The organism is Desulfosporosinus sp. FKA, assembly GCF_002196785.1.
In the GTDB taxonomy this organism is placed as follows: domain Bacteria; phylum Bacillota; class Desulfitobacteriia; order Desulfitobacteriales; family Desulfitobacteriaceae; genus Desulfosporosinus; species Desulfosporosinus acididurans.
This window is the reverse complement of sequence record NZ_NAHZ01000032.1, coordinates 305886-318346: the sequence shown is the minus strand read 5'-3', so window position 1 is coordinate 318346 and position 12461 is coordinate 305886. Positions and strand designations below refer to the sequence as shown.

General features: G+C 41.5%; 9 protein-coding genes. All 9 read right to left on the bottom strand.

Annotated features, from left to right (window positions below):
- Nucleotides 1–24 precede the first annotated feature (24 nt).
- The 9 genes from B5771_RS18445 to B5771_RS18400 all read right to left on the bottom strand — a co-directional run bounded on the left by B5771_RS18445 (nt 25) and on the right by B5771_RS18400 (nt 12377).
- A complete protein-coding gene (locus B5771_RS18445; protein WP_172408309.1) occupies nt 25–1314 on the bottom strand; it encodes an HD domain-containing phosphohydrolase in 1290 nt (429 codons plus the stop codon).
- 259 nt (nt 1315–1573) lie between these two features.
- Nucleotides 1574–2230, bottom strand: a complete 657-nt coding sequence (locus tag B5771_RS18435; RefSeq protein WP_088188831.1) for a hypothetical protein — start codon at nt 2228–2230, stop codon at nt 1574–1576.
- 321 nt (nt 2231–2551) lie between these two features.
- Complete coding sequence (gene hcp / locus B5771_RS18430) at nt 2552–4195, bottom strand: hydroxylamine reductase (protein WP_088188830.1); 1644 nt, start codon at nt 4193–4195, stop codon at nt 2552–2554.
- Between the two features lie 426 nt (nt 4196–4621).
- Nucleotides 4622–5341 (bottom strand): hypothetical protein, encoded by a 720-nt coding sequence (locus B5771_RS18425; protein WP_088188829.1) that lies wholly within the window; start codon nt 5339–5341, stop codon nt 4622–4624.
- Nucleotides 5338–6069 carry a hypothetical protein gene (locus B5771_RS18420; protein ID WP_088188828.1) on the bottom strand — a complete coding sequence of 244 codons (732 nt, stop codon included), beginning with the start codon at nt 6067–6069 and terminating at the stop codon, nt 5338–5340. The genes B5771_RS18425 and B5771_RS18420 overlap by 4 nt, the downstream gene beginning before the upstream one ends.
- Nucleotides 6053–6949 carry an ABC transporter ATP-binding protein gene (locus tag B5771_RS18415; RefSeq protein ID WP_088188827.1) on the bottom strand — a complete coding sequence of 299 codons (897 nt, stop codon included), beginning with the start codon at nt 6947–6949 and terminating at the stop codon, nt 6053–6055. The genes B5771_RS18420 and B5771_RS18415 overlap by 17 nt, the downstream gene beginning before the upstream one ends.
- Nucleotides 6946–7311, bottom strand: a complete 366-nt coding sequence (locus B5771_RS18410) for a GntR family transcriptional regulator (RefSeq protein WP_088189001.1) — start codon at nt 7309–7311, stop codon at nt 6946–6948. Before B5771_RS18410 ends, B5771_RS18415 begins: the two co-directional genes overlap by 4 nt.
- A gap of 654 nt (nt 7312–7965) precedes the next feature.
- Entirely contained in the window at nt 7966–9207 is a 1242-nt protein-coding gene (locus B5771_RS18405; RefSeq protein WP_242966881.1) for an efflux RND transporter periplasmic adaptor subunit, read from the bottom strand.
- Nucleotides 9208–9209: 2 nt separating this feature from the next.
- Complete coding sequence (locus B5771_RS18400) at nt 9210–12377, bottom strand: efflux RND transporter permease subunit (protein WP_088188826.1); 3168 nt, start codon at nt 12375–12377, stop codon at nt 9210–9212.
- Nucleotides 12378–12461: the final 84 nt, after the last annotated feature.

The following is a 12461-nucleotide window of genomic DNA, read 5'->3' as shown; positions in this document are numbered from 1 at the left end:
TACCTCAACTTCCATCTAATATGCTCAGCAGGACGAAGCTATCTGAACCTTCCCGGCATTAATTATCTGCGATGCCGATTCCAGTGTGACGACTCTGCAAAAAACTTCGACCAATTTAGGGTCTAATTGTGACCCGGCAACTCTCTTCAGCTCTTCAATGGCTTCTTCATGAGTCTTACCTTTACGGTAACTTCGATCTGACGTAATCGCATCATAGGTATCGGCAACAGCAATAATTCTGGACTCCAGGGGAATATCTTCTCCTTGAATCCCATCGGGATAGCCTTTGCCATCATAACGCTCATGATGATGGCGAACTACTTGCCCGACATCGAACATAAATTTGATACTTTTGATAATGGTTTCCCCAATAACCGGATGACTGCGAATGGATTCCCACTCCGAATCCAACAATTTGCCTTCTTTATTCAAGATTACTTCGCTAACCCCTATCTTTCCGACATCATGCAATACGGCCGCATATTTGAGAAACTCCGTCTTATCTTCGTTCATCTTAATTTCTTCTGCTATGGCGACAGCAAGTTTCCCAACTCTAGCCGAATGTCCGCTAGTATATTTATCCTTGGCCTCAAGAGCCTGGACAAGAGCTTCTACGGTATTGAGGTAATTTTCACGCATATCCATATAGAGTTGAAAAGAATGGCGGCAAGCCAAGAGGGGAATAAAAAGCAGAAAAAGTCCTAAGGCTCCATAATTATAAAAGATTAAGGCCATTAAATAGCCCACCGGCACAAGAGCCATGAAGTTTGGCAAAGCCCAACGCATATTACTTATCCATATTGACCAAGGAGATTTTCTTTGAAGAAAGCCCAGAGCTAAAGTTACTATAGAAATATTAGTAATCATGTAAGCAAAGGCTACCAATATATAAACTATTAAAGAAAAAAATTTTGTATGAAAACTATTTATTCCTGTCAGCTTTAAAACATATACAGCCGCTGCTTGCGATAATAGATATTGAGAACCGTTAAATACACGTTTAAATAGGGGCGTATCTTTGGACGCTTTTCCTAAGGGAAAAAGGCCTCCCACGGCTGCAACAATAAGAGCTCCACAAGAAGGAAAAAGGATCACTGCTGAAAAGAATACTGAATAACTAACTGTAACAAATCCACCTCTTGGAAGAGCAACTGGAAGAGATTCGCTGGCAACTGCTAAAATACTGAAAATTAGAATGTCAATAAACTGGTTATTATTCCAAACTGAATTTTTTGCGGAAATAACTAATATTAAAACGGCTAATATAGTAACTAACATAAAAAGGCTTTTAAATCTTTTGGATAATGAATGCATCTTCAATACCTCTAAAGAATTATTTGGCCGACTCTTTCACAATCAGATTCTGAAGCTAGCGCCGCCGGCAAGAACGAGTGTTACGAGAACAGTAATAGCTTTTAATAATTTGCTCATTGCGGTAAACCTCCTTGATTTTTTTCAAAGGCATAGTTTAACCGCTCCGCTCTTTTTCCGTTCCGCTGTTTTTTCCGCTTCGCTCAAGGGAATAAACAGAATTCAAAATATAATTGTTAATAAGTCGGCCAAAATTAGCAAGTTAATCGTTTAGGAGAAATTTCAGCTTTCTGTTGACTGCATCCAGAGTCGCCTTGACCACTGCTTCTCGGTCATCACTCCGGACCAAAGCACATCCGGTCAAGGACTGCTCTCCCATAGGGGCTATTAAGGTTATAGATACTAAAGCGACCTCTTGTTTAGCCAGTCGCATAATACCTACATCTTCAGTTACAAATATAAATTCTTTTAATGTAATGGAGGCAAGTGCCTTAAGGGTGGCATCAACGAAGAGGCGAAGTTTGTTGTAGGCGGAAGATGGCCCCTCAGCAATTCCTTCAATCAGCTTATCTCCAGACAATAGTTCAACTTTAACTTCAGCCATACCATTAACGGTTCTGAGGGTAACGCCAACCAATTTTGGTCGAGTTGACTCAACAACAGCGAGTGCATTATTTTCCTCATCATCCCCGACTTGTGCCACACTAATCTTTTTATGATCAATCGCCATACCAAACTTTGCTGCCATCACTGATTCGACATCTCGGACTACCTGCTTAGGAGGCCTTCCTGAATTAGCCAGAACATGAACTTCTTCGATTTCTCCTTGATTATCGAGATTAATACGAGCAGCAATCACCGATTTAATTTGCATAATGGCCTGCTCCCAGTCTTGGCTAGAAAAAGTCACTTCCGACATGAAAACACTCCTCGATCCTTTAAAATAAAGTTTAAAGTTCTATCTAAGTTATTTTCGACGCGAAAATTCTTTTTCCTCCTAAGGTAACTGGCAATTATGACAGAATTTTCATGTAAAACTTTTGTAAATTTATATTATATTTTCGCAAATTTAAAGAAACGCTTCAATGTATTTACATTAATTAGATATTTTGGATTTACCTGAAGTTTATATAAACAAAAACAGCAATAGGCTTACTAAAGCAAAAGAAAGAGTTGCAGCAAACCGGCTCTCCAGTTCACTGCAACTCTTTTATCCTGTTTTTAAGATCCTCACTTCTAATTATCCTAAGAAGATCTTCAGATCATCCTCAACATTGGTAATACCTGCAATACCAAAGTTTTCGACAAGAACTTTAGCAACATTCGGGGATAAGAAGGCCGGAAGCGTGGGCCCTAAGTGAATGTTTTTTACACCCAGATAAAGGAGGGCCAGTAAAACGATAACCGCTTTTTGCTCATACCAGGCGATGTTGTAGGAAATAGGAAGCTGGTTCACATCGTCAAGTCCAAAAACTTCTTTGAGTTTAAGGGCAATTACTGCCAAAGAGTAGGAATCGTTGCATTGGCCCGCATCAAGAACTCTGGGAATGCCGCCGATATCTCCTAAGTTTAATTTATTGTATTTATATTTTGCACATCCTGCGGTCAAAATCACAGTGTCTTTCGGCAAAGCCTCGGCGAAGTTAGCGTAATAGTCGCGGCTCTTCATGCGGCCATCGCAGCCAGCCATGACGAAGAAGCGTTTAATGGCACCTGATTTTACTGCTTCAACAACTTTATCGGCCAGGGCCAGGACTTGATTGTGAGCGAAACCGCCGATTATTTCCCCTGTTTCAATCTCAGTGGGGGACGGGCATTGCTTAGCGTGTGCAATAAGGGCGGAGAAATCTTTGGTTTGGCCGTTGCCGCGGTCAGAGATGTGCTTAATCCCTTCAAAGCCTACAGCTCCTGTTGTATAGAGGCGGTCTTTATAGGAATCCTTGGGAGGAATAAGGCAGTTCGTGGTTAGCAAAATCGGTCCATTGAAGGATTCAAATTCTTTATCTTGTTTATACCAAGCATTTCCATAGTTGCCTACGAAATTGTCGTATTTCTTAAAGGCCGGATAGTAATGGGCCGGGAGCATTTCACCGTGAGTATAAACGTCAACACCTGTACCTTGGGTTTGAATCAGTAATTCTTCAAGATCTTTCAGGTCATGACCGCTGATCAGGATAGCGGGATTGTTTCTGACCCCGATATTCACTTTAGTCAGTTCAGGATTGCCATAGGTTGTGGTATTAGCCTTGTCCAGAAGAGCCATAACCTCAACGCCATATTTTCCTGCTTCTAAGTTCAAGGCAACGAGAGCATCTGCTGCTAAGGTATCATCTAACGTAGCTGCTAAAGCTTTTTCAATGAAGGCAAAAATTCCATCTTCTTTATAAGCCAAGGTATAAGCGTGTTCCGCATAGGCCGCCATGCCCTTTAGGCCGTAGGTGAGTAACTGTCTCAAGGAACGAACATCTTCATTTTCTGTCGTTAAAATTCCCACGAGAGCTGCCTTCTGATCAAATTCTCCAGCAGAACCTGTCCATGTTGCAGCGTCATGCAAGTCTGCAGGAATGGTGCCGCCCGCTTTAATAATGGCTTGCTTGAGTTCGTCGCGAAGGTTTAGTCCTTCTTCAATTCTTGCAACGAAACGGCTTCTGTCAAAGTTAGCATTGGTAATCGTAGTGAAGAGGCTTTCCATAATGAATTTATCAATCTCTGGTCTGACAATCCCCATCTCTCGTGCTTGAAGGGCAAAGATAGAAATTCCTTTTAAGGTATAGATGAGAAGATCTTGCAAATTAGCAACATTTTCTGTCTTCCCGCAAACTCCTTTAATGGTGCAGCCGGTTCCTTTCGCTGTTTCCTGACATTGATAGCAAAACATACTCATTCGTGTTTCCCCCTATATTTTATTTAAAGTTTTGTCTTAACTCAACCTGACAATAGTTAGTTTAAAGCAAATTAGGAGAAAACACTGTGACCAAGACAAGTCTTTTGGTGTGATAAAAGTCACACCCTAATCACGCGCTAGTGAACTCATTCAGCTTAAGCTGAACATCGGGGCTTCGTAATCATTAAATAAAGGCATTCTCACTCCACTATACTAGTTGAGCGAGAACGCCTTGGCTATCTGCCACCCACTTCGAATTTTGTGAGTTAAGTTTTTTACACTGCCTCGCTTAAAAACCGGACCAAGTTTATAGATTTTACCACATTTAATATTAATATCCATGAATATATTAATATAAATATATTCCTATCAATATTATTATCAATTATTATCTGAATCTTTATCCTAACTTGATCTGAATCCCTGTTAATCCTTATCGAGGTATTGCAAGTAATTCTGCCCTTTATCGATCTTCGTACTTTTAGGAACTCTCAATAAAACGTCACTACAACCAAAACTAGTGCTTAAACCATCTTGCAAGTTCACCGCATTTTGACCTTCAAATTGGCTCTGAGTAAAATTCGGCTTGAATAATTTAAGGGTTAACGTTTGTCGAACAGGTTCTATTACTAATAATCCATCCTGAAAGGTAACTTTGGGCGGCTGAAGCAGTTTTGTATAGTCTGTGTCTCCAACATAAAATGGAGTACTATAGGTCAAAACATCAATTTTGCCGTCATCCGTCTCTTTCTGCTCAACGTAAATTTGAAAGTGTCCCGGGTTCGGGGCAAAACCAAGTTTTACTGTCCCTTGATCTGTTTTAAACGTCTGCCGACTGTTCAAATACAGTCCGGGCTGGCTCTCAAAATCCTTCTGAGTTCTAATGGAAGGGAAGGTAGTAACCCATACATCTCCTTTTTGTATGCCCCCCCTTGGATGGCTTCTCTCCATCAACCCAAAACCATGATTGGGCAATATCGCTGCAATCACAACGGCTAAGATCAGGCCAAGGAGATAAACGCCTGCTATAATCGCACTTTTTCGCCAGCTCATAAAGGTCACAACTATAGTTCCGAATTTCCTAGCCAGCATAATTACAACAACCAAGATGGCAACAGCTATGGGAAGACCAATAATACTACTCATTTCCTCACCTCCATGCGATTGGAAAGCAAACAACTGAGGGAAAACGCGATTAGAGACGAAAGAATAATTCTTATGGCAAATAGTAACGGGGACGTTTCAGAGGCAAAGAAATCAAAGGATGACTTTAACATTTGCGGATTTACTTTTTCCAGTCCGAAGAGAGCCGCGGGGTAGAATACTACAAAGAGCACATGGATCTGAATTAAGATCCCTAACAGATAACCCAGGGAAGCAATCAGGGTCATATAGAGACCTGTCGTGATAATCCCTAACAAAATGTCTGACATAACCGGGTAGAAACCGTTAACCCCTATCTGAGAGTGATCAAAGGTGAAATACATAATGATTTTAAGCACAAAGCCCATTAAAGATGACGATATGCTGCCGAAGATTATTGTTGTCAGCAATAGTCCTATATTGGACAAATGACTTGATAAACGGTTCGTAACAAGCGTAAAATCCATGGTTTTAGAATTGATTGATGTCAATCTTAAGGCCATAAAGAACATCCAAATGAATGTAAACGCGATCATTATATCTCCGGAATAATATTTAACATCAACCCTCAAAGTATCAGAAGCACTAGACATGCTCTGAATTCCGCTGAGGGAAAACAACAACGCCAAAACTTGGATAAAGATCAAAGAATAGACCCCCGACATATTAGCCTTTAACTTGTAGATATATTGTCGTGAAGCAACTGCCACTAAATTATTGTTCAAAGACATGGTCAATCCCCCCTTTGGCATTGCCTGTTAAGTAAATGCACAGGTCTTCCAGTGACACCGGCAGAAGTTCAAGATCCTCCTGCTTAGGGAACCCTTGAGAGGTTAACCCTTGACTTTTTATCACGGCATACAAACTGCCTTGGGCGAACTCCTCAGTATGTAAAACTTCCTGCCCTTTCAGCCGTTCTAAAACTTTTTGTTTCGGTCCCTTAAGACCAAGAGCATATTCTTTAAGCTCGAGGACCGATTGATGAAGGCATTTAGTCCCGTCCCTGAGAAGAAGAATATCTTCTAAAATATCCTCGACTTCACTCAGCAAGTGACTGGAGAGGATTATAGTGCGGGGATATTCCAGGTAGTCCTTAAGCAAGGCTCGATAAAAGTCTTTTCGTACAGCAGAGTCCATCCCGCTTGTCGGTTCATCAAAGATGGTCAGCGGGCAACGGGCAGCAAGACCGATAATCATGTTAAAGGTGCTTTGATTGCCTTTGGATAAGCTGCTATGACGCTGCTTCGGATTGAAGGAAAAATAGTCAAATAATCCGTGGGCAAGTTTGGCGTTCCAATTTTGATAGAAGTGAGCAACTTCGGTTAAGATATCATCGAGACTAAAGGCAGTGGGAAAAGCCATATGATTGTCGATGAAGATGATCTTGGCAGAGACCTGAAGATTGTCAAAAGGATTGTGAGAAAAGACGTTGATCTCTCCCCGGCTGGGCTTCAAATACCCGGCGATGAGTTTCAGCAGTGTTGTTTTTCCGGCACCATTTCTGCCGATTAGGCCGGTAAGTTTATTTTCTTCGATTCGGAAGGTCAGATTGTCTAAGGCTAAAATTTTGCCATAGGATTTGGTAAGATTCTCCCCCTGAATAACTGTCATTCTTTATCCTCCTCAATCTCATTGAAAACCTGGTGTATCAAATCCATTAATTCGGTCTCTTTAACATCCAGATGCTTCGCTTCAAGAACAAGTTCGTTAATCATCTGTTTCAAAACCTGGCTTCTGCGTTTATGAAGAATAAACTGTTTGGCATTCGGCGCTACAAACAAACCCAAGCCCCGCTTCTTATAAGCAATAGTTTCATCGACGAGAATATTGAGCCCTTTGGCTGCGGTAGCAGGATTAATATTAAACATTTCTGCCAGTTGGTATTGCGAGTAAATACGCTCCCCTTCTTTAAGGTTAGCCCGTAAAATTTCCGTTTCCAGCCATTCGGATATTTGAATGTAGATAGGTTTCATACTGTCGGAATTCAGGATCACATTCTCACTTCCCAAATTAGAGATGTTAGGGACATGTAGTACATTACTGATGTAATGTAGTATATAGTCTTTGGCGTTATTTTTCAACGTAAACATTGGTTCATCCAATCGTAAGGTGGCTGTTGCAAAAGGTTTCCATACCTTGTTTCGGTGGGGGTAGAGTTTAGTCTTCAGAGCGACAGAATTTGTTATAGGCTAGGGGCTTTCGGCTTTAGCTGAACGAGTACGCTAATGTCGAAAAACCATAAAGAATATAACTGGAAGGATATTCCAAATCCATGGAGAAAACCTACTAAATGAATACAGTAAGTACCATTATAGGATGTGAGAAACATGAAATTGATAATAATCTTATTATTAATCGGCAGCGGCCTGTCTCTTGCAGGCAGGCTGTTTTCGATTGAAGGCTAAAAGCCCTCAATTTGAGACGATCTCGCTCCACAATACTAGTGAAGCGAGATCGCCTTTCGCTATCTGAACCTACTTTTGATTTTTAATGTTAAGTTTCTACACGTCCCCGCTAAAAAACTGGACAAAGCAAAAAAATGCTCGAAAAGGCGTTATAAACGTCTTCTCGAGCAAATTTATTATCATGAGTTCCGCTCTTCAGTATTTTCACGCTGCCGATAACCATTATTTTGTCTTGGAGATTTTCACCTTTTGTCCGTCGCTTAAGAAAATTTGCCCCTCTGTAATGACATTTTCCCCCGATTTTAAGCCGCTGACAATCTCAGAGACTTTATCATTGGATATTCCAACTTTTACTGGAATCTTATTGACTGTATTATTGACGACTGCATAAACATAAGAAACTCCATCCTCCACGGTTATTGCCTCGTTCGGTACAGTCAGAATATTATTCTTTTGTTCTTGCGGAAGAACGACTCTGGCAAACATCCCGCCCTTTAGTTCGTTATTAGAATTATCTAAATCAACATCAACAACATAGGAATTCGTTTTGTCAGCCGCAGGGCTAATGATGTTAACCGTTCCATTAACCGTTTTATTATTAAGAGCGCTGATCTTTACGGGTACTGTTTGGCCTTTTTGAAGGTGGGTGACTACTGTATCCGGGACGCTAATCTCAGCAACGACAGTTTTAGTGTTAATAACCGTAAAAGCCGGAGCCGCACTCGATGCGATCTCACCAACTTCAACGTTACGAGTTGAAACAGTCCCGGAAATCGGTGAGGTTATGGTTGTATTTTGAAGCTGAAGCTGGGCATAATTTACTGCCGACTCAGCTTGCTTCACCTGAGCTGCCGCTGCTTCAACAGACTGTGGGCCTGATTGATTCTTTAATAGTTCTAGATTTGAATTGGCGGAATTTAAAGCAACAGTTGCTTCATCGAGCTTTTGCTTATCATTCTCTAAACTCTGCTGCGAAATTGCTCCGGCGTTATATAAGCTTAGATCTTTGTTATAGGTGTCTTGGGCGCTGTTATAAGTTATTTGAGCATTTTGTTGGGTTTGTTCTGCTTGAAGCAGCTGCTGCTGATAACTCGACCCCTCAGTTTTTTCATAATTAACACGGCTTCCCTCCAGATTTGCTTCTTGCTGCTGAAGCTGGGCTTGCAGATCGCTCGAATCCAGAGTGAAAAGCACCTGACCGGCCTGAACCGCAGTTCCGACATCTGCTTGAATTGAAGCAACCTTTCCGGCAATCTTCGGGGATATTGTTGTCGTTTGAATTGGTTTTAGTTGACTGGAGTATTCAACATTAGTTGTTATTGAACCCATCTGTGCTTGTACGGCATTAACATTGACCAAACTCTTCTGCTGTTTAGGGGCTGCCGTCCCACAAGCTGTCAAAATGAAGGACATACCAATACTCAAAACGGAAATAGCGATACGCTTATTTATATACCTCATCATTCTTAAGCCTCCGTATGTTTTAAAATCTCTCGTTTTTTTCGAGGACGGTTTTTCAGATCATCCATGACGGTATAGACTACAGGTAAGATAATGGGAGTGAATATCGTTGAGGCGATCATACCCCCGATAATTACAAGGGCCATCCCGACTTTCATCTCACTTCCCTGCCCGTGAGTAAATACGGCGGGCAGCATTCCTACGATCATCGTCAATGATGTCATAATAATCGGCCGCAAGCGAGTTGTTCCTGATTCAATCAAGGCCTCTCTTAAGGGTTCGCCTCTCTTCATTAAGGTGTTGGTATAGTCAATAAGCAAAGTCCCGTTTTTAGATGCCAAACCGTCGAGCATAATGAGTCCTATCATGGTTGTCAAGTTCAAGGTATTCCCTGTAATCGCCAGCATGCCAAATGCTCCAATAATGGCACACGGCAGGGAAAGCATTCTGATTAAGGGGGTTAAGAAGGATTCGTACAAGACGACAAGAATCATGTAAACAAGTACGATTGATCCTGCCAAAGCCTCGCCGAGGCTTGCGAAAGAATCAGACATACTTTTTTGGTTTCCGCCAAATTTGATACTATAGCCATAGGGCAGGGAGATTGTGCTCAATTTGCTCTGAATTTCAGCATTCGCAGTTCCCAACGCCACATTCTGCAAATTGGCCGTGATATTGATGACATCTAATCTATCCTGCCTGGAGATGGTTTTTTGGCTATCTGCCATTACAATAGAAGCAACCTGATTCAAAGCAATTTGCTGTCCTGCGTTATTGACGATCTTAATCGAACCGATGTCCTCCGGAGTCTTTATCTGATTATCTTCAAAACTTACGACGATATCATGGGTGGTTCCGTCAGTGTCCGTGTACTCTCCCACTGTTGATCCTGCAATGCTCGTTCTCAAAATTGTTGCCACATCAGAAGGAGATACACCGTATTGATTACAGGCTAAACGATCAACATTGACCCTGATTTCATTTTCATTTTGTCTTACGGAGTTATTTACATCAACGATACCTGGTATTGATTTCACTAAGTTTTCAACTTTATAAGAGATCGTTCTTAAAACATTAGTATCGCTGCCTTCAAGGTTTATCTGAATCGTACCTCCGCCGCCTCGGCCGCCGCCGCCAAAGCCAAATCCCCCTGAACCCATGGATGCTTGAGATACAAATACGTTGGTGCCGGTAAGGTTTTTACTCCATCTACGGATTTCATCGCCCACTTGGGCTTGGGTCTTCTTGCGCTGACTTTTATCGACAAGTCCCACGACGAAATTAGCCGTAGATTTATCACTGCCGCCTACTCTGGAAAAAATGCTCGTAACTTCCGGCAAAGACCGCAAATACTTTTCAACAACATTTGCTTTACTTTCAGTTAGCTCAAGACTGGACCCAGGATTAAGCAACAGATTAACAGACAACTGATTATTGTCGGTCTGGGGAATAAACTCTGTCTTTATAGCTCCTAAGGGCAGCAAAGAAATACTGACAATAACCCCGATTACAAAGACGGCGATAATTTTCAGCCTATGCTTCAATGACCAGAGCAGAGTCTTTTTATAAAGCTCTGTGGCTCTTTCGAAGGGGTGTAACGTTTGGCCAATGTCCTTGGCCTTTTGGAATAATCCAGAACGCTCCATGACCTTGAGAAGGTGTCTTCTTAACTTACTGTTTCCTTTGGAATCAAAGGGATTAATTTCATCACGTAAGATTCTTGACGAAAGCATGGGAGTTACCGTAAAGGAAATAAAGAGCGAGAATAGTGCAGCAAAAGCCACTGTAAGACCAAATTGCTTAAACAATTGTCCTGAAGTTCCCGATACAAACGCTACAGGTGTGAATACTACAACGTCACAGAGAGTGATGGCTATAGCTGCCATCCCAATTTCCTGCCGTCCATCCAGAGCGGCTTGCTTAGAATCTTTACCTAAAGCCCGGTGCCGAAGAATGTTTTCCAGAACGACGATAGAGTCATCAACCAAAATACCGATGCAAAGTGATAAGGCTAAAAGCGACATCATATTGAGAGTGAAATGGCAGAGATACATGGCAAAAAATGTTGAGACCAAGGACGTTGGAATGGCAATTAAAACTATGAGCGATGAGCGCCAGTTTCGTAAGAACAGGAATAATACCAAGGCTGTGGTAATAATACCTTCGATAATATTTTCCTTAATATTGGCTACCGAAGCCTTAATCGAGGTTGTAGTATCGTTGGCAATCGTCAGATCAACGCCTTTGGGTAGAGTTTTTCTAATGTTGACAAGTTCTTTTTTAACTCCGTCAACCGTGTTCACCACATTAGCATCACTTTGTTTTTGAATGCTTATGGCTATAGCACTTTTACCGTTTAATTTAATTGAGGTATCATTCGTCGGGTAATCGAAATTAATTTGGGCAATATCACCCAAACGAACACTACCGGAGTTACTGGTAGGAACCATAATATTTTTGACATCATCAATATTTTGGAATTCCCCAACCATGTCCACCGTCAAGTCACTTTGGCCTTGAACGATGTCTCCTGCCGGAGTATTGACGTTTTCAGAACCAATTAAGGCCATTAATGTTTTGAGGTTAATTCCATAATATTCAACCGCAGATTTATCCAATTTTACTTGTAACTGTTTAGCATTGGCTCCCATTAGAGATACTTGCCCAATATCCGGAAGATTCTGCAGTTCCTGCTGGACATTATAAGCCACATTATAGATTTGATCATACGACGTAGATCCGGACACAGTAAGGATCATGACAGCAGAAGCATTAGGATCAATCTTTTGGATGATCGGCTTATCCGCATCTGCGGGCAATTGCCGCTGGGCTCTGTCCACAGCCTTTTCGACATCCATAAGGGCTGAGTTAATATCGGTATTCTCAGTAAAGGTTATAACCGTTGTTCCGGAACCTTGCCTAGCCGTCGATGAGAGAGTATCAATACCGCTAATTCCTGAGACAGCGTTCTCTATGGGCAAGACAATTTCTTTCTTAATCTCCTCGGAACCAGCACCCGGATAGCTGGTAGACACTGTAATAACAGGTATATTCATAGAGGGCAGCATGTCTACACCCATACTGTTGTATCCAATAATTCCCAGTCCGAGAAGTAAAACTACAAGGATAATAATAGTTGCAGGCCTTTTTATCGATAGTTCAGTAATACCCACCAAATTAACCTCCAAACTTGACATTGTCATTCATAAACTGCAAATTAAAATCTTCATTTAGTTTTGTGAAACGGAGCGCTTACT